General features: G+C 61.1%; 21 protein-coding genes and 1 pseudogene. 7 read left to right on the forward strand and 15 right to left on the reverse strand.

The features are described from left to right. Positions 1-90: 90 nt before the first annotated feature. From IG616_RS14685 to IG616_RS14695, 3 genes are all read right to left on the reverse strand, one after another. Positions 91-987 carry a CDP-alcohol phosphatidyltransferase family protein gene (locus tag IG616_RS14685; RefSeq protein ID WP_192148910.1) on the reverse strand — a complete coding sequence of 299 codons (897 nt, stop codon included), beginning with the start codon at positions 985-987 and terminating at the stop codon, positions 91-93. Positions 988-996: 9 nt separating this feature from the next. Beyond that, positions 997-1,701 carry a phosphatidylserine decarboxylase gene (locus IG616_RS14690; protein ID WP_192148911.1) on the reverse strand — a complete coding sequence of 235 codons (705 nt, stop codon included), beginning with the start codon at positions 1,699-1,701 and terminating at the stop codon, positions 997-999. Between the two features lie 186 nt (positions 1,702-1,887). After that, positions 1,888-2,805: a LysR family transcriptional regulator gene (locus IG616_RS14695; protein ID WP_192148912.1), complete on the reverse strand. Its 918-nt coding sequence runs from the start codon at positions 2,803-2,805 to the stop codon at positions 1,888-1,890. 95 nt (positions 2,806-2,900) lie between these two features. Between IG616_RS14695 and IG616_RS14700 the strand changes: the two genes are divergently transcribed. Further along, positions 2,901-3,098 (forward strand): RSP_7527 family protein, encoded by a 198-nt coding sequence (locus IG616_RS14700; RefSeq protein ID WP_192148913.1) that lies wholly within the window; start codon positions 2,901-2,903, stop codon positions 3,096-3,098. Between the two features lie 93 nt (positions 3,099-3,191). On the opposite strand, the gene IG616_RS14705 is transcribed toward IG616_RS14700, so the two are convergent. Beyond that, entirely contained in the window at positions 3,192-5,126 is a 1,935-nt protein-coding gene (locus tag IG616_RS14705; RefSeq protein ID WP_281393106.1) for an ABCB family ABC transporter ATP-binding protein/permease, read from the reverse strand. Next, positions 5,119-5,565, reverse strand: a complete 447-nt coding sequence (locus tag IG616_RS14710) for an ArsR/SmtB family transcription factor (RefSeq protein WP_192148915.1) — start codon at positions 5,563-5,565, stop codon at positions 5,119-5,121. The genes IG616_RS14705 and IG616_RS14710 overlap by 8 nt, the downstream gene beginning before the upstream one ends. A 201-nt stretch (positions 5,566-5,766) precedes the next feature. On the opposite strand from IG616_RS14710, the gene IG616_RS14715 reads away from it, so the two are divergent. Beyond that, positions 5,767-6,042 (forward strand): type II toxin-antitoxin system ParD family antitoxin, encoded by a 276-nt coding sequence (locus IG616_RS14715; RefSeq protein ID WP_425504191.1) that lies wholly within the window; start codon positions 5,767-5,769, stop codon positions 6,040-6,042. After that, the gene (locus IG616_RS14720; protein WP_192148916.1) at positions 6,035-6,322 is read left to right on the forward strand and encodes a type II toxin-antitoxin system RelE/ParE family toxin; all 288 of its coding nucleotides are present in this window, start codon (positions 6,035-6,037) and stop codon (positions 6,320-6,322) included. Before IG616_RS14715 ends, IG616_RS14720 begins: the two co-directional genes overlap by 8 nt. Positions 6,323-6,397: 75 nt before the next feature. Here IG616_RS14720 and IG616_RS14725 read toward each other — a convergent pair whose 3' ends face one another. Then, entirely contained in the window at positions 6,398-7,972 is a 1,575-nt protein-coding gene (locus tag IG616_RS14725; protein ID WP_192148917.1) for a LysM peptidoglycan-binding domain-containing protein, read from the reverse strand. Positions 7,973-8,234: 262 nt separating this feature from the next. Here IG616_RS14725 and IG616_RS14730 point away from each other — a divergent pair, with 262 nt between their 5' ends. Continuing rightward, the gene (locus IG616_RS14730; RefSeq protein ID WP_192148918.1) at positions 8,235-8,840 is read left to right on the forward strand and encodes an LOG family protein; all 606 of its coding nucleotides are present in this window, start codon (positions 8,235-8,237) and stop codon (positions 8,838-8,840) included. Between the two features lie 165 nt (positions 8,841-9,005). Here the strand turns inward: IG616_RS14730 and rarD are convergent, their stop codons facing one another. From rarD to cysS, 7 genes are all read right to left on the reverse strand, one after another. Next, a complete protein-coding gene (gene rarD, locus IG616_RS14735) occupies positions 9,006-9,932 on the reverse strand; it encodes an EamA family transporter RarD (RefSeq protein WP_192148919.1) in 927 nt (308 codons plus the stop codon). A 26-nt stretch (positions 9,933-9,958) separates the two neighbouring features. Continuing rightward, the gene (gene cimA / locus IG616_RS14740) at positions 9,959-11,554 is read right to left on the reverse strand and encodes a citramalate synthase (protein WP_192148920.1); all 1,596 of its coding nucleotides are present in this window, start codon (positions 11,552-11,554) and stop codon (positions 9,959-9,961) included. Between the two features lie 63 nt (positions 11,555-11,617). Then, entirely contained in the window at positions 11,618-12,574 is a 957-nt protein-coding gene (pip, locus tag IG616_RS14745) for a prolyl aminopeptidase (RefSeq protein WP_192148921.1), read from the reverse strand. Further along, positions 12,571-13,050 carry a GFA family protein gene (locus IG616_RS14750; protein WP_246476251.1) on the reverse strand — a complete coding sequence of 160 codons (480 nt, stop codon included), beginning with the start codon at positions 13,048-13,050 and terminating at the stop codon, positions 12,571-12,573. The genes pip and IG616_RS14750 overlap by 4 nt, the downstream gene beginning before the upstream one ends. After that, complete coding sequence (locus IG616_RS14755; protein WP_192148923.1) at positions 13,043-13,528, reverse strand: GFA family protein; 486 nt, start codon at positions 13,526-13,528, stop codon at positions 13,043-13,045. Before IG616_RS14755 ends, IG616_RS14750 begins: the two co-directional genes overlap by 8 nt. Continuing rightward, a complete protein-coding gene (locus tag IG616_RS14760) occupies positions 13,525-14,013 on the reverse strand; it encodes a GFA family protein (protein ID WP_192148924.1) in 489 nt (162 codons plus the stop codon). The genes IG616_RS14755 and IG616_RS14760 overlap by 4 nt, the downstream gene beginning before the upstream one ends. A gap of 71 nt (positions 14,014-14,084) precedes the next feature. Next, entirely contained in the window at positions 14,085-15,488 is a 1,404-nt protein-coding gene (cysS, locus tag IG616_RS14765; protein WP_192148925.1) for a cysteine--tRNA ligase, read from the reverse strand. A gap of 336 nt (positions 15,489-15,824) precedes the next feature. On the opposite strand from cysS, the gene IG616_RS14770 reads away from it, so the two are divergent. The 3 genes from IG616_RS14770 to IG616_RS14780 all read left to right on the forward strand — a co-directional run bounded on the left by IG616_RS14770 (position 15,825) and on the right by IG616_RS14780 (position 18,353). Then, complete coding sequence (locus IG616_RS14770) at positions 15,825-17,561, forward strand: L,D-transpeptidase family protein (protein WP_209007524.1); 1,737 nt, start codon at positions 15,825-15,827, stop codon at positions 17,559-17,561. 190 nt (positions 17,562-17,751) lie between these two features. After that, the gene (locus IG616_RS14775; RefSeq protein WP_192148926.1) at positions 17,752-17,940 is read left to right on the forward strand and encodes a sugar transporter; all 189 of its coding nucleotides are present in this window, start codon (positions 17,752-17,754) and stop codon (positions 17,938-17,940) included. A gap of 68 nt (positions 17,941-18,008) precedes the next feature. Next, positions 18,009-18,353, forward strand: coding sequence for an ArsR/SmtB family transcription factor (locus IG616_RS14780; RefSeq protein WP_192148927.1), 345 nt, complete (start codon positions 18,009-18,011; stop codon positions 18,351-18,353). Positions 18,354-18,581: 228 nt separating this feature from the next. Here IG616_RS14780 and IG616_RS14785 read toward each other — a convergent pair whose 3' ends face one another. Together IG616_RS14785 and IG616_RS14790 are read right to left on the reverse strand one after the other, a co-directional pair. Further along, on the reverse strand, positions 18,582-19,106 hold the full coding sequence (locus tag IG616_RS14785) for a CreA family protein (protein WP_192149006.1): 525 nt from the start codon (positions 19,104-19,106) through the stop codon (positions 18,582-18,584). 386 nt (positions 19,107-19,492) lie between these two features. Continuing rightward, positions 19,493-20,434, reverse strand: a pseudogene (locus IG616_RS14790) (MBL fold metallo-hydrolase); the annotation flags it as partial. Between the last annotated feature and the right edge of the window lie 302 nt (positions 20,435-20,736).

The raw sequence follows: 20,736 nt of genomic DNA on the forward strand, positions 1-20,736 counted from the left end.
GACTTGGATAGATCCCCGGCTCAAGGCCGGGACGGCGCGGTGGAATGGGGAGCCATTTGGAGATCTTAGCCGCTTGTCCGTCCCTTCCCCTCAAACGCTGTCGTGCTTGTCCCGGTCGCTGAGGTGGTCAAGGTCCGTATCGGCGCAATCGCCGTCGTCATCCATGGTGACCGTTGCGTCGGTGCGCAAGAACTGGCGGTGGCTGCGCCAGGCGAAGGGAATCGACACGAGATAGAGCGCTGAGCCAACCGCCAGCATCTGGAACGGATAGCTGACAATGAGAGCCACCAGAAGCACGGCCACCAGAAACAGCGGCAGAACCAGATCGCGGCGGATGCGCGTGCCGAACTTCTTGCCGGAATAAGTCGGCAGGCGGCTGATCATCAAGAAAGCTATAACGGTCGTGTAGATCGCAACGCCTGGCGCGAACTCCGGCCAGTGCGGCAGGAAGCCCAGGAACTCCCAATAGATCGGCATCAGCACGGTCAAGGCGCCCGCAGGAGCCGGAACACCGGTGAAGAAATGCGCCGCCCATTCAGGCTTGTCCGGATCATCCAGCGCCACATTGAAACGGGCCAGACGCAGGGCTCCGGAAATCGCGAAGATCAGCGCAGCAATCCAGCCGAAAGATCCTGCATCGTTGAGAATCCAGATGTAGAGCATCAGGGCCGGGGTCACGCCGAAATTGACGAAATCGGCAAGCGAATCCAGCTCCGCGCCAAAGCGGGACGTGCCCTTGAGCAATCGGGCCACCCGGCCATCCAGCGCATCCAGCACGGCGGCCACCAGCACGGCCCCGATCGCAAACTCCCACCGGCCTTCAAAGGCCATGCGGATCGCCGTCAGCCCCGAGCACAAGGCCAGCAGGGTGACCATGTTCGGCAGGATGAGACGCATCGGCACCTGGCGGAACCGGGGCGTCCGGCGCCCGGTTTTTTCATCCTGTGCCGGAGACGTTTCTGAAGCGTGCCGGGTTTCGTCCTGCATGGTGTTTCCTCAGCCCACCCGGGTGACGAGCTGGGACTTGCCCGGCGCGTCGGCGAGATCCGCAAGGACGGTTTCACCGGCAATCATGGTCTGGCCATAAGCAACGCGGATGGGAGTGCCGAGCGGGAAATAAACGTCGAGGCGCGAGCCGAAGCGGATCAGGCCGAAGCGCTCGCCCGTGCTCAGGGTCTCCCCCTCCCGCACAAAGCAGACGATGCGGCGGGCAACGAGACCGGCGATCTGAACCACACCGATGCGGGTATCGCCCTTTTCGATCACCAGGCCATTGCGCTCGTTTTCTTCGCTGGCCTTGTCCAGTTCCGCATTGAGAAAGCGGCCGGCCCGGTAGGCAATGCGCACGATCCGTCCGCCAAAGGGTGCGCGGTTCACATGGCAGTTGAAGACGTTCATGAAGATGGAGACCCGCAGCATGGGCTCGTCGCCAAGTTCCAGTTCCGCAGGCGGACGGACGGGACCGACGTGGCTGACGACGCCATCGGCGGGCGAGATCACCAGGCTGTCGCCAATCGGCGTCACGCGTTTGGGATCGCGGAAGAAGTAGCAGACCCATGCCGTCAGGATCAGGCCAATCCAGAACAGCGGATCCACGAACCAGCCGATGATCAGCGTGGCGGCAAGCGCAATGGCGATGAAGGGCCAGCCCTCGCGGTGAATGGGAACAAACGCCTTGGTGACGGAATCGACGAGGGACATGACAGATCCTTTTGGCGGGCTGCCATCCACTTGGCCGAAAGGATACCGGGATCCTGACAGGCGGGGGCGCCACGCGTGGGTGTTGGGAGCGTTTAAGCTTACGCTCCCGTCAGTTCAATGCTGTTTCTAGTGGGATTTTCTGCCGGTTTGAACCTTGAACATTGCCCGGCAGCACTTTTTCCCGGATCAACCGGCCTTTTCCGGCGGATAGTCTGCTTCCCAATAGGCTGGACGCCCGTATTTCCCGGCCAGAAAATCAATGAAAACCGAGATTTTCGGCGGCGTATGCCGTCCAGGAGGATAAACTGCCCAGATCGCTCCCGTGCGCGATATCGGATAGTCCGGCAGCAGCTCGACAAGCCGCCCCTCTCTCAGATCTTTCCAGACATGGGCAACCGACTTCACGATCAGTCCCAGCCCGCACATTGCCGCATCATAGGCATAGTCGCCATTGTCTCCGGTGATGAAGGGCTTGACCTGATGCGTCAGCTCGCCGTGGGGCCCGTTGAAGTACCACACGGGCATGGCTTCCATGCCGATGCAATCGTGATTGACGAGATCCGCGGGGGAACAGGGCTTGCCCTTGCGGGCGATATAGTCCGGGGACGCGCAAAGCACCCGCTGGTTGCCGCCGAGCCTGCGGGCTTTCAAAGTGGAGTCTGGCAAGGGAGCTGCCCGGATCGCAAGGTCGAAGCCCTCGCTCATCAGATCGACAATGCGGTCCGAGAAATCCATGGAAATCCGGATATCGGGATAAAGGTCGCGAAACTCCAGCAAATAGGGCAACACGTGATGGCGCCCGAAGAACACATTGGAGGAGATGCGCAAGAGGCCCTTCGGCGCATCCGTCACCTCCTCAAGCTCCTGGAAGGCTGCGTCCATTTCGCGAAGCGCGGCAGAGGAATGGTCCAGCAGCACCTGCCCTGCCTCGGTCAGAACGATCCGGCGGGTGGTGCGGTTGAAAAGCTGGGCGTTTACCTCCCGCTCCAGCCCGGTCAGTCTGGCGCTTGCGGCAGAAGGAGACAGGCCAACCTCACGGCCTGCCGCCGAGACGTTTCCAAGGGCAGCCACACGGGCAAAGAAGCGAAGATCATCCAGACGCATTATCCCAATCCTTCGCATAGTCATTCCAATTCAAGCCTGATTATACAGGAAAGAATAAAGTGCGACAGTCTCCTCACAAACACAGGAGACTTGCCATGTTGCACACTGGAGATGCCTATGAAGCCCGCGCCCGTCAGCTCCGCGCCGAAGAACTGAGCGCCCTGATACGCGCCTTGTCGCGGTTTCTGTTCCGCCCTGGCGGAGAAAAGCCGATGTCAAAGACAGAACGCTGCAGCCGCCTTGTTCACGGTACTGCCATCGCTGCGCCACGGCAGTCCGGCTGTTGCGCGTGAGGGAAACGTTCCCGCTTCCTTTCAAAATAAGCTATGTCCGGGAGGCGCGGAGGAGAGCAAGTTGGCTCCCACCGCGCTTCAGATCGAAAGACTTCAGCCCGGAATATAGTCCGCTGTGGGCCCCCGGGTCACAAAGCCCAGGCTATCGGCTTCCTTGGCTGCCCGCAGGCGCTCTTCAGCCTCGTCGGCTTCGCGCTGGCGGTCCCACATGGACGCATAGAGGCCCTTCATCGCCAGCAGCTCCGTGTGGGTGCCACGTTCGGCGATCTCACCCGCCTGAAGCACGATGATCTGGTCCGCATTGACGACCGTCGACAGACGGTGCGCGATGACGAGCGTAGTCCTGTTGCGGGAGACCTGATCAAGCGCCGTCTGGATTTCCCGCTCCGTGTGGGTGTCCAGCGCCGAAGTCGCCTCGTCCAGGATCAGTATCGGCGGAGCCTTGAGGATGGTGCGGGCAATGGCCACACGCTGCTTCTCGCCGCCGGAGAGCTTCAACCCGCGTTCCCCCACTTCCGCGGCATAGCCTTCCGGCAGCCGTTCGATGAAGTCGTGGATCTGCGCCATGCGGGCAGCTTCCCTCACCTCCTCTTCCGTGGCATCCGGGCGGCCATAGCGGATGTTGTAGGCGATGGTATCGTTGAAGAGCACCGTGTCCTGGGGAACCATGCCGATGGCGCCGCGCACGCTTTCCTGCGTCACTGAGCGCAGATCCTGCCCGTCGATGGACACAGATCCGCCCGTCACGTCGTAGAAGCGGAACAGCAGCCGGGAAATGGTTGACTTGCCCGCCCCGGAGGGACCGACAATCGCAATCGTCTTCCCGGCAGGCACCTCGAAGCTGATCCCCTTCAGGATCGGGCGGGCCACGTCATAGTGGAACTTCACGTCGTCGAAGCGGATCGTGCCTTCCACGGCCTTGAGGTCCTGCGCATCCGGCGCGTCCTGGATCTCCGCCGGAACGTCCAGCAGCGCAAACATGGATTCGATGTCTGCCAGCCCCTGCCGGATTTCGCGGTAGATGAAGCCGATGAAGTTGAGCGGAATGGCGATCTGCATCAGCAGCGCGTTGATCAGGACGAAGTCGCCGATGGTCTGCTCGCCGCGCTGAACCGCCAGCGCCGACAGGATCATGCAAGCGGCTGTGCCGGCCCCGAGAATGAAAGTCTGGCCGAAGTTGAGCCAGGCCAGAGAGGTCCAGGTCTTGGTGGCAGCCTTCTCGTAACGGGCCATGGAGACGTCAAACCGGGCCGCTTCCATCTTTTCATTGCCGAAATACTTCACGGTCTCGAAGTTCAGCAGGCTGTCGATGGCCTTGGAATTGGCATCCGTATCGCTGTCATTCATCTCGCGGCGGATGGCGATACGCCAGTTGGACGCCTTGATGGTGTACCAGACATAGGCAACAATCATCACCGCAATGATCGCCAGATAGCTCAGGCCGAACTGGTACCAGATCACAATGGCCATGATGCCGAATTCCAGAATGGTCGGAATGCCGTTCAGGATCGTGAAGCGGACGATGGCTTCAATGCCCTTCACCCCTCGTTCGATCACCCGACTGAGGCCACCCGTCCGCCGCGCCAGATGAAAGCGCAGGGAGAGCTGGTGCAAGTGATGGAAGGTGATGTTCGCCAGCTGCCGGACCGCATGCTGCCCGACCTGCGCAAACAGGGCGTCGCGCAGCTGGTTGAAGGCCACCGCCAGAACCCTGGCCGCATTGTAGGCCAGCACCAGCATGACCGGTGCCACCAGGAAGGCGGGCAGATTGCTGCCTTCGCCTGTCAGGGCGTCAGACGCCCAGGCGAAGAAATAGGGCGAGAAGACCGTGACCACCTTGGCAACGATCAGCGCGGCGATAGCCAGCAGCACGCGGTTCTTCAGGTCGGGACGGTCCGCGGGCCAGATATAGGGCCATAGATTGAGCAGCGTCTTGAGGGTCTTGCCCTCTTCGGCACTGACGCCTTTGCGTCCGGAAGCCGCACTGGTTGTCTTGGCAGCGCCCCTCGGCGCGGAATGATCAGTCAAAAGAGGTCTCCATGGAGGTTTCCGGCCTGCAGCTGCAATCTTGTGACGGCACATCCCCGCAGGAGGAGGCGTCCTGCGCCTCCACGCCCGCCTGAACCGCCTGCAAAAATGCGGCAGAGGCGGCAATGGTCTTGTCGAGGATGGTCTTGTCGATCTGGTAGTGGCAGCTGCGGCCACGAATTTGACAGGTGACGAGCCGTGCTTCCTTCAGCACCTGAAGATGCTGAGACACGGTGGATTGAGCCAGAGGCAGGCGCCCGACGATGTCACCGCAACAGGCACCCGGATTTTCGGAAAGGGAGCGGAGAATGGCCAGACGGGCCGGATGACCAAGGGCCCGGTAGAGACCGGCAAGCTTGTCCTGAAGCTGAGGTGCCTGTGTTTCATCGCAGACAGCAGCCCTGTCCACGCGGCAGCCCTGTGCAGCGTCATCACCCATGGCGTTTTGGTCTCCCTCCCGGATCACACGCATTCCGCGCTCACCGGCTCATTCATCGTAGATATACGATGAATTTATAAAATCTCAAGGGAGAGGATGACAACTGTTCTATCAAACACAGATATCGAGATCACGCTTGCCAATTCACCTCCAACTCCTAATAATTCTTGTTAGTTTCTATTAGCTGCTGGATCCGCTCGCATGAAGACAACGTCTATGAAGACCCTGACCGTGTCCCTTTCGGAGCATCAGGTAGAGCAATTGCAGGGCGCGGTCCAATCCGGCCTCTATGCCTCCAACAGCGAAGTCGTCCGCGACGCCCTGCGTCTTTGGGAACAGCGCCAGGAGCTCCGGAAGCTGGAGCTCGCGCGGCTGAAACGCGCCTATGAAGAGGGACTGGCGAGCGGTGAGGGCCGGTCTGTCGACGCAGACACTCTGCTGGCAGAACTGAAGGCGGAAGCGCGATCGCGTGGCTAGATACGTTCTGAGCCGGCGCGCAGAGCAGGATATTCGAGCGATCTGGAACGAGATCGCCCTAGAGAATGAACCCGCGGCTGATAACCTGCTGAGACGATTTCTGGAACGGGCAGACCTTGCCGCCACACAGCCCCACATGGGCGCCGCGAGACCCGAGCTCAGTCCGACAGCCCGCCTTCTGGTCGAAGGAAACTATCTACTCATCTATGAGCCCATGGACTATGGCATCCTTATCGTTGCCATTGTCCACGGCGGCCGGAACCCTGAGACCTGGCTCTGAACCTCAAGCGCCAACCGCTTTTTCCGGTCCTAACCCATTCCAGCCAGACCAAGGTCCCACCGGACCTTGAGCTTATTACTGAGCGGGTTTCCAGTTCAGATGCCCTTCCGGGGTCAGAAACACCTGGCCGGGATAGATCAGATCCGGATTGCGGATCTGTCCCTTGTTGGCCTGATAGATCGTGGTGTAGCGGAAGCCATCACCATAGAGGCGGCGTGAGATGTTCCAGAGATTGTCGCCCTTGCGGATGATCACATTGGGCAGAGCCTTGCCGGCGCTTGAGCTATTTGCGCCTTCCGTTCCACCCTCACCGGCCGCCTCCACACGGGTAAGAACAATGGCCTGTTCCTCTGTCCGCTCAAAGGTGACCGCGGCACGGGCGACCACCGTGTTGCCGTCAGCGCCAATCATGTCCGCCCGGACTTCAACCGGCCCCTTGGCGAGATCCATGCCGCCCTCCACCAGCCAGCGGCCATTGTCCCCAATCCTGGTGGAGCCAAGCAGGGCATCGCCGACATAGATGCGCACATCGTAACCAGCGTCTCCCGTTCCAGCCGTGTAGACCTTGCCGCTTTCCGCTTCGACCGCGTCGACGGTGACAGTCAGCTCTTCCTCAGTTGCGGGAGCAGAGGCTGTTTCAGCGGGCGGAGAAACCGGTGCCGCAGGCGCTGTTGCTGCCGGGGCTGTGCTCTGGGGCTGGGCTGGGGCCTGATCTTGCGGCAGCGCCGGTGCCCCGGCAAAAGCTGTCTCGGCCGGAGCCGTGGCAGCAGCGCCGGAAGAGGATGTTTCAGCGGTGGCTTGAGAGGACGCATCAGCTGTCTGGCCGGTAGCTGCCTCTGCCGCTGGGGCCGCGGGTGCGGTCGCGGTTTCAGAGGTCTGATCAGCTGTACCGGCAGCCGTTGCAGACGCCTCGGGCTTGGGTTCCGTTGCAGGCGGGGTTGCTTCAGGTGCCGATGCCACCTGGGTTTCAGCGGGGGTCTCTGTCTTGGTGTCTGCAGCCGGCGCCTCAGGGGTGGCGGGCTTGTCAGTGGCAGCGGTTTCCGTTTCCTTGGCCGCTGCAGGCACCTGAAGAACGCTCGACGGCGCATCCGGCGAATTCAGAACGACGAGAGGCTGCTGCTTGCCGTCTTCAGGCACCGAAACCGCAAGCCGCTGGCCAGAGGCTTCACCAACTGCGTTGCCGCTTTCGTCCAGAGCCTGAAGATTGACGTCGTAGTCGCCTGGGCTCAGCGGCTTGTCCAGAATGATGGACCACTCGCCATCCTGATTGGCGATGGCCTTGCCGACAAGCTTGCCATTGGCCATCAAGCCAACGATCGCGCCCGGATCGGAGCGGCCTGCGACAACCGTTTCGCCCGTCGGCTCGACGCTGACCACGTCGAAGCTCAGGTCCCCCTTCTTTGCCGCAGCCGGAACCTCGGTCACGCCTGAGTCCTTGTCGGACTTGGTGCCGGAACGGGCTATCGCGGTTTCACCGGAGGAAGAAGCTGCATCCCCTGCCCCAGCGGGCTTCGCCGGATCAGGAACGGAAGCCACCTGTGGCGCGGTGGGAGCATTACCCTTGTCCCGGTACAAATAGGCCGTCACCAAGGCCGCCACGCCAACAAGGGCGGCCACAACCAAAGTCCGGGTAAGTGCAAGCTTCGTCATCCGTCTTCCCATCCGCCAAGGGTGAGGCGCCCGTTTCTTGCGCGAGCTGCAGACCTCTGCCCGGCCATCCCATCTGAACCGTGAGCGCTTCAGGGCTTTATCCCTGCGCCCCTCGGGTACGCATTGCCTAAGACGATGAATATACGCCTTTTTAGGCTGCCGCAAGGAAACGGGCCGGTGTGGTGGAAGCGGATGTGGAACCGCCGTTCAAAGCGCTCGCCGCCTGCTTGACCGCAGCCGCCTGAGCTGCCACAGATTTGGCATGGCAAAACTTGAAAGCGTCTGTGTTTATTGCGGCTCCAGCTTCGGAACCGATGCGGCCTATGAAGCCGCGGCAACCCGTCTAGGTCAGCTGATCGCCGGTGAAGGCTTGCGCCTCGTCTATGGCGGCGGCGCGGTCGGGCTGATGGGCACCGTTGCCGGTTCGGCAAAGGAAGCCGGTGGCGAAGTTACAGGAATCATTCCGCATTTTCTGGAAGAGCGGGAAAAGATGCTTGAAGGCATCGACGAACTGATCGTCACCCGCGACATGCATGAACGCAAGCAGCTGATGTTCCAGAAGGCCGATGCTTTCATCGCCCTGCCCGGCGGTATCGGCACGCTGGAAGAGGCCGTCGAGATGATGACCTGGGCGCAGCTCGGGCAGCATCGCAAGCCGGTGGTGCTGGCGGACGTGAACGGCTTCTGGTCCCCCTTGCTGGAGCTGCTCGACCACATGCGCAGCCAGGGCTTCATCCGTCCGGAAACGGAAGTGCCCTATCTGGTGGCCAAGCGAATCGACGACGTGATTCCCCTGCTCCAGAAGACACTCGGCTGCGGGGACGCTCCCTGCTCCGAAGACATCCTTGAGACCGTCAACCGGTTCTGAACCAGCATCGGAAGCGGGCAATCGCGGAAGACGGAAGCCTTCCGGTTTTCAATTCAGATTAAGCCGATCAGTCTTCGATTCCGGAGACCGGTATAAGGCTTTGGAAAAGAACGTTTTTCCGAACATTCATGTGACGCGTATCTCTGCACGCAGCCCCGGCCGGCCTCAGGCTACCACCCGCTTCGGCGCGCGTTTCCAGCGGATGAAGCTGTCAGCGGTGAAAATGCCGAGGGCGATCCAGACGATGAGGAAGGTCATCAGCGTCGCAGGCATCAACGGCTCATTCCAGACGAACACCGCCATGATGAAATGAAGCGACGGCGCGATATACTGCATCAGGCCGAGCATCACCATGGGCAGGCGGCGGGCTCCGGCGGAAAACAGGATCAGCGGCACAGAGGTGACTACGCCCGTTCCAACCAACGCGGCCAGCACGGCAGGCTGCTGAAGGGACAGAGCATCCGCGCCCCAGGACAGATTGAGCAGGACGTAGCCAATCGACAGGGGCAGCAAGATCACCGTTTCCACCAGGAGCCCCGGTGTCGGTCGCACAGGTGTCACCTTGCGCACATAGCCGTATCCTGCAAATGAGAACGCAAGCGCCAGGGAGATCCAGGGCAGCCCGCCGGCCAACACCGCCTGAACGCCAACGCCGAGGACAGCGAGCCCTACGGCAACACTCTGGGCGCGGGTCAGCTTCTCCCGCAACACCACCAGCCCGACCATGACATTCACAAGCGGATTGCAGAAATAGCCGAGGGCCACATCCAGCACGTTTTCCTGCTCGATCGCCCAGATGAAGATCAACCAGTTGGATGCAATGAGGCAGGCGGACACCGCCAGCAGACCGACCAGCTTCGGTTCCTTGAGGATCGCGATGAACTCGTCAAAGCGTCTGCGCACCACGAGAATGATCGTCAGCAACAGAACGGACCAGATGATCCGGTGTGCCACTACCAGATCCGCCGGAACACTCTCTGTCAGCTTGTAGTAGGCAGGCAGAAAGCCCCACATGCCATAGGCGCCAAGGGCGCACAGAAGGCCTGTGCGGAATTCGGATCCGTCAGCACCCGGTTGGCTCTTGTCAGCCATCTGAACCGTCTTTCAAGGCAGATGCCTCAGGCAGCATTGGCCTTAAGCAAAGCGTAATTGATGGAATCCACCAGGGCCTGGAACGAAGCGTCGACGATGTTGCTCGATACGCCGATCGTGAACCAGCGCCGGTGGGTTTGGGTGTCGTGGCTTTCGATCAGGACCCGTGTCACAGCCCCTGTGCCACCATTGAGGATACGCACCTTGTAGTCGATCAGCTCAAGTCCCTCAATCGCAGTCTGGTATTTTCCCAGATCCTTGCGCAGGGCCATGTCCAGCGCGTTGACCGGACCATTGCCCTCTGCCACGGACATGCGGGTCTCACCATCGATCTCGATCTTCACCACCGCTTCGGAGATGGTGATCAGATCACCGACGGCATTGAACCGCCGCTCGACCATCACCCGGAAGGACGAAACGTCGAAGAAGCGCGGCACTTCGCCCAGCGTCCGGCGGGCCAGCAACTCGAAGGAAGCATCCGCCGCTTCATAGGCATAGCCTTCCGCTTCCTTCTGCTTCACCTCCGCCAGCAGCCGGTCGAGACGCGGGTCGCTCTTATCAACGGAGATGCCGAGGCGGGCGAGTTCGCCGAGAAGGTTGCTCTTGCCCGCCTGATCGGACACCAGCACCCGGCGCCGGTTGCCGACGCTCTCCGGCGGCACATGTTCATAGGTCTGCGGCTCTTTCAGAATCGCGGAGGCATGGATCCCGGCCTTTGTCGCGAAGGCACTGGCACCGACATAGGGCGCGTGGCGGTTCGGAGATCGATTCAAGATCTCGTCGAAAGCATTGGAAATCTGGGTGATTTCCGCCAGTTGAGCAGGAGCGATGGACAACTCCAGCCGGTGGGCATAGGGCTGCTTGAGCATCAGGGTTGGGATCAAAGTGATCAGATTGGCATTGCCGCAGCGCTCGCCGATCCCGTTCAGCGTGCCTTGAATCTGACGCACACCTGCATCGACGGCGGCCAGTGCATTGGCAACTGCGTGGCCCGTGTCGTCGTGGGTGTGAATGCCCAGATGATCCCCCGGAACGACCCCGGTAACCTTGGCGACAATCGCCTTGATCTCATCTGGCAGCGTGCCGCCGTTGGTATCGCACAACACCACCCAGCGGGCCCCGGCCTCATAGGCGGTGCGGGCGCAGGCCAGCGCATAGTCCGGATTGGCCTTAAAGCCGTCGAAGAAATGCTCGCAATCGATCATCGCTTCCTTGCCGGCAGCGACAGCGGCTTTCACCGTGTCCTCGATGCTTTCCAGGTTCTCCTCATTGGTGCAGCCGAGCGCTACATCCACGTGATAGTCCCAGGCCTTGGCGACGAAACAGCAGGCATCAGAGGAAGCTGCAAGCACCTGCTGCAGACCCGGATCGTTGGAGGCGGAACGCCCTGCCCGCTTGGTCATGCCGAAGGCGGTGAAGGCCGCCTTCTGTGTCCGCTTCTCGCTGAAGAACTCCGTATCCGTCGGGTTCGCCCCCGGATAGCCGCCCTCCACATAGTCCACGCCCAGCCGGTCGAGCAGCTCGGCAATGACCACCTTTTCCGTCACCGAAAAATCAATGCCGCTCGTCTGAGCACCATCGCGAAGTGTCGTGTCGAAGAGGTAGAGGCGTTCCCTGGTCATTGTCTCACTTGCCTGAATCTTTGCCCGCCGGGCTGTCTTTTGTCGTGTGATCTTTGAAAATGGTCAGCCGGAAAGACCGGCGTAGTGATCAGTGGCCCGGATCAGCCGGTCGAGAATTCCCGGCTCGTTGAAGGCATGGCCCGCCCCCTCGATCACATAAAGTTCCGATCCCGGCCAGCCCTTGTACAGCTCGTAGGCGGTTCTGAGCGGGCACGGCATGTCATAGCGGCCATGGATGATGACGCCCGGAATGCCTTTGAGCTTGCCCGCATCGCGCAGAAGCTGGCCTTCTTCCAGCCAGCCGCCATGAACGAAGAAATGGTTCTCGATGCGCGCAAAGGCATGGGCGAACTCATCCTCGGCGAAGTGATCGGAGTTCTCCGCATTCGGCAGAAGCGTGATCGTCTCGCCTTCCCAAAGGCTCCAGGACCGGGCAGCCGCCACGCGGACGGACTTGTCAGAATGAGTCAGGAGCTTGCGGTAAGCCCCCATCATGTCGTGTCTTTCTGCTTCCGGCACCGGTGCCAAGAACCGCTCCCATTTCTCCGGGAACATCTCGGAGACGCCAAACTGATAATACCAGTCGAGCTCCGCCTTGGTCAGCGTGTAGATACCGCGCAGCACCAGTTCGCTCACCCGTTCCGGATGGGTCTGAGCATAAGCCAGCGCCAGGGTGGAGCCCCAGGACCCGCCAAAGACCTGCCACTGGTCAACGCCCGCCATCTCGCGCAGGCGCTCGATATCGGCGACCAGATGCCAAGTGGTGTTGGCCTCCAGCTCCGCATGGGGCGTGGAGCGGCCGCAGCCGCGCTGGTCAAACAGCAGCACATCATAATGGTCCGGATGGAACAGGCGCCGGTGGTCCGGCGAAATACCGCCGCCCGGCCCGCCGTGCAGGAACACGGCGGGCTTCTTGCCGGGTGTGCCAGAGCGCTCCCAGTAGATCTGATGGCCATCGCCCACGTCCAGCATGCCGGAAGCATAGGGCTCAAGCTCGGGGTAAAGCGTCCGGAGCGTCATTCGCTTGTCTCCTGCGGCCAGGTTTCTGTGTCGTGGTCAGGATGCTGATAGGTTTTGATCCAGGCAGCATCCAGCGTCTGCGTCACATTCCGTTTTTCAAAGATCGTTGCAGCCCAGGGGATGGTCCGTTCCGCATTCGCCTGAACTTGGGGCTCCAGCTGCTCCGGATGATCAAACGATCCAATTGTCAGCTCCGGAATGCCGCCGTCATGCTGATAGGTCAGCGGTGTCCCGCAGTCTGCGCAAAAGCCGCGCTGAATGGTTTCAGAGGAGCGGAACATTTTCGGCTCGCCCCGCGTCCAGCGCAGCTGCGCCTGCTGAACGCTGATCAGAGGCAGAAAGATATTTCCCGCCGCCTTCTGGCACATGCGGCAATGGCAAACACATCCCCGCCCAAGCGTGCCCTCCACGCGGAACCGGACAGCCCCGCATTGGCAACCACCTGTGAAAACGCCTGTCCGCGTCCCTTCACTCATCGGTCTTTGCCTCTTGCGGCCAGCTGGCCGTGTCATGGTCCGGGTGCTGGAAGGACGTGATGGCGGCATAATGCGCGGCGGCTTTCGCTATTTCGTCCTCGCTCAAGCCGGGCATATCGATCACCCGCTCGCACCAGGGCAGGCGCATTTCGGTTGCCAGCTGGATCACCGGCGGCATGCGCTCCGGATCGTCCATGGTGGTCACGGTGACATCCGGAGCCCAGCCGTCGAACTCGAAGGTCAGCGGCGTGCCGCACTCGCCGCAAAAACCGCGCTTCACCTTGTTGGAACTCTGGAAGTGCTTCGGCTGGCCGCGGGTGTATTCAAGGTCCTTCGCGGTCACCAGCGCCGCGAAGGGGCCGCCAAGCGCCTTCTGGCACATGCGGCAATGGCACAGGGACGAGCGGCCGAAGTCAGACGCCCGGTAGCGGATGGCGCCGCATTGGCAGCCACCGCTGAGATAAGTCTTTCCGGTCATGCGCTTTCCTCCGACGGCCAGGTTTCCGTATCATGGTCGGGATGCTGGAAAGTCTTGAGGTTCGCCAGAAACTCCAGCGCCACGGCATCCTCATCTGTGCGGGTTCCGGGAAGTTGTGCCATGCTGTCCACGTAAGGCAGCTTGCCCTCAAGGCCGTACTGAACGCTCGGGACGAGCCTTTCGGGATGATCAAAGGCCCCGACGGCCAGAGCCATGCCGTCCGGTGCCTCATAAGTCAGCGGGGTGCCGCAGTCCCTGCAGAACCCGCGCTGAACGTGATTGGACGAGCGGAACCGCGCCCGCTCTCCCCGCGTCCAGGTCAGCTTGGCCTGCCTGACGGAGACAAGCGGCGCATAGAAATTGCCGAAGGCCTTCTGGCACATGCGGCAATGGCAGATGGACGCATCATCCAGCACGCCCTCCACCTTGAACCGCACCGCCCCGCACTGGCAACCGCCGGTGTGCAAGTTTTCTGGATCAGTCATGACCTTGGTCTCCCACATCGCGGCACCCCAGCCCTTTCCGGCAAAAAAGAAAGGGCTGATTGGCACGCATTTTAGCGTTTCACTTCCCAGGTGGTGACACGCTTGCCGGTGGTCTTGTCTTTTGAATCCATGAGCTGAATTCCTTCAGCGACAAGCTCATCGCGGATACGGTCGGCTTCGGCCCAGTTCTTGGCTTCAAAGAACGCGAGACGCTCCGCGATACGGGCGTCGATGGAGGCAACGTCAAGATCACCGGTATCAACGATCACTGGTGCCACACCCAGAAGGGCAGCCGTTGCGCAATAGACCGCCAGCTTGCTCTCATCGCGCGCGGCCTCGCCAGCCAGCGCGTGGAGCGCCTGAATGGCGGCTGGCGTGTTGAGGTCATCGCCCAGCGCGGCCAGAACCTCAGCGGATGGCTCCGCATTGGACGCCTCTACCGCAGGCCACTTAGCCAGAAGCCGCTCAGCCTCCTCCAGCCGCTTGACCGAGAAATCGATCGGCTCGCGGTAGTGGGTCATGAGCATGGCAAGGCGCAGGACTTCGCCCGGCCACTTCCGCCCGCCGAAGACTTCCGTTTCCAGCAGATCATGGATGGTGACGAAGTTGCCCTCGGACTTGGACATCTTCCGGCCTTCCACCTGGACGAAGCCATTGTGGAGCCAGACGTTGGCCATCTTGTCCGTGCCATGGGCGCAGCAGGACTGCGCGATCTCGTTTTCATGATGCGGGAAAATCAGGTCCAGCCCGCCGCCGTGAATGTCGAAAACCTTGCCAAGGTGATGCTCGGACATGACCGAGCACTCGATGTGCCAGCCCGGACGGCCACGGCCCCAGGGGCTGTCCCAGCCTGGCTCGTCCCCGGAGGACAGCTTCCACAGAACAAAGTCGCCCGGGTTCTTCTTGTGTGCGTCAACGGCAATGCGGGCGCCCGCCTTCTGGTCGTCCAGATTGCGCTTTGAAAGCCCGCCATAGGCCGGCATGGAGGCCGTGTCGAACAGGACTTCGCCTTCTGCTTCATAGGCATGGCCGCGGGAGATGAGAGTTTGAATCATCTCGATCATGCCGCCGATGTGCTGGGTCGCACGCGGCTCGAAACCCGGCTCCAGGCAACCCAGCGCCTTCACATCGGCGTGGAACTGGTTGGCGGTCTTTTCCGTCACCTTGGCGATGGCCTCGTTCAGCGGCAGATCCGGATAATCGCGCAGAGCGCGGGCGTTGATCTTGTCGTCCACGTCCGTGATGTTGCGCACATAGGTGACATGATCAGCGCCGTAGAGATGGCGCAGCAGACGGTAGAGAACGTCGAAGACGATCACCGGGCGGGCATTGCCGATATGGGCAAAGTCATAGACCGTCGGGCCGCAGACATACATGCGCACGTTTTCCGGATCGATGGGAACGAACTCGTCCTTCGAGCGGGTCAGCGTATTGGTGAGCTTCAGCCCTTTGCTGGCGGGCGCTGTTGCGCTCATGTCAAACGGTCTCCTGGCCTGCTGGCCGGGACGGTCCGTCTATCGTGCGATGTGCAAAGAGGGATCGGCCACAGCCAGCGATGTCGCTAGCTGCAAATAATGGTGATCGAAATGATGTTCCGTGTGGCCGTCATCATGGGGATGTTATTGACCTGTTTCCGCGCGCTGGTCAAGCCTTCAACGGTCCCGGACCGTTCCCGGGTGGCCCACGGACTCCCCTCATGACGCCGGAGCTGGACAGCGCCCCGCACTCAGCTACCCTTGGGGTAATTTTCAGGCGAAGATTCGGAACGAGACCCGGCAGTGTGCCGGAGGGTTCCGGATGGGAGGGGTTTTATGGTGTCCGGAAGAAACAAGGCAGGTTCAAAGGCATTGTGCGCGTGGGCCGTGCTGGCGCTTCTGGCTGCCGGAGGAACCGGCTGGACGGGCGGCGCCTCGGCACAAACCGCCCTTCCCGTCAGCAAGCCACAGATGGCAGCGCAAACGCAAACCATTGCTCAGGCTGCGCCTTCTGCGGGCGATGCTGTCGAGGCAGCTCCCGCGCTTGACGCTGCAGCCCTGCCGCCCTTGAGCGCCGCCGTCTACTCCGCGCTTCAGACCCGCACGGTTCCGGAAAAGATCGCAATGGTTTATCAGGCCCGAGATTACAAGCCCTTGTGGCTGGACGAGGAAGGCGTTCATGAAACGGCACATCTGGCGATCAATGCCTTTGCCGCTGCAAATGATCATGCGCTGAACCCTGAAAACTATGATCCGATCGGTCTGGCCGCGCGCGTTCAGTCCGCAGCCTCGAATGAGGAAAAGGCCCAGCTCGACATCGACCTGTCCCTCCAGTTCGTGCGCTATGCCACCCATCTCTCTTCAGGCCGGGTCCAGCCCAACGAGGTGAACAAGGCGCTGAACATTTTCCCGCATGCGCCTGATCCACAGGCGCTTTTGAAGGAAGTTGGCACCGCGGGGGGCAGCTTTGCGGATGTGCTCGACAATCTCGCGCCCCTCTCACCCAGCTATGCCCGGCTGAAATTGCGTCTCGCACAATACCGGGAGAAGGCAGCCAATGGCGGCTTCACCGTTGTGCCCGACGGCGAGGTTCTGAAACCAGGCATGACCGACGACAGGGTGCCGGTGCTCGCCCAGCGCATGATCCAGGAGGACTATCTGGAGCCCGGCGCTCATAGCGGCACCATCTATGACGGCGCCCTGGTTCAAGCCGTGAAGGACTTCCAGGCCTATCACGGTCTTTCCGTCGACGCGGTGATCGGCAAGGAAACGCTGGCGCAGATCAACGTGCCGATCCGCCAGCGTCTGATCCAGATGGAGCTCAACATGGAGCGCCGCCGCTGGATGCCGGATGATCTGGGTGAGACCTATGTCTTCGTCAATCTGGCGGACCAGAACCTGAAGGTGGTGAAAGAGGGCCACACGGTGCACACGGCGCGGGTGGTCGTCGGCAAGCCCTATCACGCGACGCCGGTTTTCTCGCACAACATGACCTATGTGGAGATCAATCCCTATTGGAGCGTTCCCTCCTCCATCGCCACGAACGAATATCTTCCCAAGCTGCGCCGGGACCCTATCGCCTTGAATGCGCAGAACATCCGCATCTTCAAGGGCGACACGGAAGTCGCTCCGACTCAGGTTGCCTGGAACAGCTATTCTCCCGGCAACTTCCCGTTCCGCCTGCGGCAGGACCCGGGCAAGAGCAATGCGCTGGGCCGGATCAAGTTCATGTTTCCGAACAAGTTCAACATCTACATCCACGACACGCCGTCCAAGTCGCTGTTCAGCCAGTCGGAACGGTTCTTCTCCCATGGCTGCATCCGGGTGTCCGATCCCTTTGGCCTGGCGGAGGTGCTTCTGGGAGATCAGGGCTATACTCTGGACCAGCTGGACGCCCTGCGTGACAGCGGCGAGCGGAAGGTCATCACGCTCAAGACCCCCATCCCCGTTCACCTCACCTATCTGACGGCGTGGATGAACAAGGACGGCTCGACCCATTTCCGCAAGGATATCTATGGCCGTGACGAAACTCTGCTGAAGGCGCTGGCGAAGGCCATGACGGAAAATCTCTAGCCCAGTCTCTAGCCCAGTCTCTAGCCCAGACAGGCGCTTTGCAGGGAAATTGACCGGCGTTCAGAGCCGCTTAACGCTTCTGAACGCCACCTGAACGCGCCCCTCAGACTGGGTTCAAGGCCGGTTTGGCATTGTCTCCTCATCAGCCCGGGACAACAGCTTTCCCCGGGCAAGCTGGGGAGCTACCAAAATGTTCAACCGTCTTTTCGCCCTCGCCTTTCTCGTCCTCGTTCTCGGCAGCCCGGTTGCCGGCCTGATGAGCCTCATCAACCTGCCGCAGGCCCATGCCGCTTCCGGCCAGAACAAGGCCATCTGCCTGGCAGCCGGCGTCAGCTGTGGCCAGGGCTATGTTCTGCTTCCGGCAATTGGCCGTTTCTGAAAGCAGAAAGTAACCGTCAAACAGACTGTAACTTGCTGCCGCCGCAATTCTTTGTCATTCTCCGCGCTATGAACCACAAAGCTCTTGAAGACAAGGCAGAAGATGCCGCCCGTTTCCTGAAGATGCTGGCCTCCGGGCCCCGTCTTCTGCTCATGTGCCACATGTTCGATCGGGAATGCAGCGTTGGCGAGCTTGCCGAGAAGACCGGCATGCGGATGCCGACCGTCTCCCAGCAGCTCTCCCTTCTGCGCAATGAAGGTCTGGTGGAAACGCGCCGCGAAGGCACGACGATCTACTACCGCCTTGTCAGCGAAGCCGCTCAGGAAACCATGGCCGTGCTCTACAAGCACTTCTGCGCCACAGACGCAAAGTCCAGCCTGTCCGCCTCCCTTATGGCCCCCGCAGGCGAGTAGACTGCGCGGCACCGTCTCTCCATCCCGTCAAGCGCCCGCAGCCCATCCTTCGAGACAGCGCTACCGCGCTTCCTCAGGATGAGGGACCCGTGTTGAACCCCTGCAGGAAACGCCCCCTACACACTCTTCCTCATCCTGAGGTGCGAAGCGTCAGCGGAGCCTGGAAGGATGGGCTCCGCACTCCGCTTCCTTCGCGGTGGAGGTAAGCTGAGGCTGATTCTTCCCGGATCAATCCTTCAGATAATCCCCGCACTTCGGTGGCTCATGATCGCCCCAGGGCATGATCGGAACGGTCGAGGTGGAGTTCTTCGGGCTCCCCTCAACGAGCTTGTCTGAATAGACCAGATAGACCAGCACATTGCGCTTGGCGTCGCAGCCGCGGACGATCTGCATCTTCTTGAAGAACAGCGAGCGGCGCTGGCGGAACATTTCCTCGCCCTGCTCGAATTTCGATTTGATGGTCACCGGTCCGACCTGACGGCAAGCCAGCGAGACATCGGACACTTCCTCGGCAACACCAATCCAGCCGGAAATGCCGCCCTTCTCGGGGACCGTGAAATGGCAGGCGACGCCTTCGACCACCGGGTCATCAATGGCATAGGTGGCGAGCTTGTGATCCGGGGTTAGAAACTTCCAGACGGTCGACTTCTTGAAGATCAGGTCGGGCTCTTCTGCGGCCGAAGCCCCAAGGGGAGCCAGAACGGCGGCTGCCGTTAACGCAGCAGCGGCAAGCTTGCGGAAAGAAACAGCCATCAGAGACATGAATACAGCCTTTTCAAACAAAACGGACAGGCAACCATTTGGGTCACCTGTCCGTGAATGTCCATAGGCAGTAACACCTCTCAAGGGCGGCACAGTGCCCGGAAAGGTCCGTGGGGTCAGCTCGCGGGCCGTTCGCCCTCTTCCGCGCCGATCTCTGCGTCCTCCCCGGACGCTACCGCCGTTTCAGCCGTGGATTCAGTCCCGTCTTCAACGCTTTTAGAAACCTCGCTGTCGGCAGCTTCTTCTTCAGGATCGCCGTCCCTCATGTCGAGGCTGTCCTCGAGAGCGCTGCCAAGTGCGTCTTCCAGCAGCATTTCGTCAATCTCGACTTCCACCAGTTCGTCACCGGCTTCCGGCATCTCCCCCGCAACATCTCCAAGCGCGTCCCAAAGATCCCGGTCCCGCTCGGAGGTCCAGAGCTGAGGCATATCCAGGCCCTGGGCCTCGTCATAAGCGCGGGCAACGTTGAACGGCAGGCAATGCTCGTAGATCGCATAGTCCGAATAGAGCGGATCCATCACCGCGCGAACCGCCAGAAAGGTGTCCTTGAGCCCTTTGCCGGCATGGACCGCATCGGATGCGGTGTCCCGCAGGGTCTCGATGAACCGGCGGCAGTCGGCGATGGCTTCTGTGACCTTCTCCTCGCCGACAAGGGCACCGCCGCGCCCCGGCATGACCGCACGGGGACGGAAGGCGGCAATCCGGTCCAGAGCACGCGGCCAGTCGGACAGATGCGCGTCCCCGCAATAACAGGCGGCCTTATGGCAGACGAGATCCCCGGTGAACATCACCATGGCATCGGGAACCCAGACCACCGCATCGCCCATGGTGTGCCCGCGCCCGAGATGCATGAGCCGCACCTCCTTGTTGCCCAGGTCAATGGACAGCGACGAGGCAAAGGAAAGGGTTGGCCGGGTCAGTCCGGGAATGGAGGCTGCGTCCTTGAAAAGCCGCGGGAAACGGTCGCGCTGAACACGCCAGTCAGCCTCTCCCCGCTCCTCGATCAAGCGCCGTGTCAGGTCCGAGGAAATGATCTCGCTGGCCCCATAGGCGCTGGCGCCCAAGGCCCGGACAGCGTGGTAATGGGTGAGCACCACATGCTTGATCGGCTTGTCGGTAACCTTGCGGATTTCCTCGATCACCCGGTTCGCCATGACAGGGGTCGGCTGCGCGTCGACAACGAGAACGAAATCATTCCCGATCACAACCCCGGTGTTTGGGTCGCCTTCTGCAGTGAAGGCATAACAGCCCCGGCCGATCTCGCGGAAAGAGGTCCGTTTTTCCTCTGTGTCCGCAACAGATGCAAAATGCTTGTTCATGGGCGCCTCTCACGGTCGAGGGCGGAGGGCTTCTGCGCCATCCGTCACCAAGCGGGCTGATACACTCAGCCTCTGTCTACAGATGCCCTGCGTCCGCCTTCGGGCTTCCGTCTCCCGGGCACCGGCGATCTGCAACGGTCTCAGGTTCACAGGGCGATTCGCAAATATTGAGGGACCACAGCCAAGTCTGTTTGTCTCTTATCAACAGAAACCCGGCATTCCAGTCCCCAGCTCTTGGTTCTCTATCTGTCAATTCTGCAAATAGAGCCGTTTTTCAACAGTCCAGACCCAAGGCTGTTGCA

The sequence above is a fragment of the Roseibium litorale genome, assembly GCF_014842915.1.
GTDB classification, from domain to species: domain Bacteria; phylum Pseudomonadota; class Alphaproteobacteria; order Rhizobiales; family Stappiaceae; genus Roseibium; species Roseibium litorale.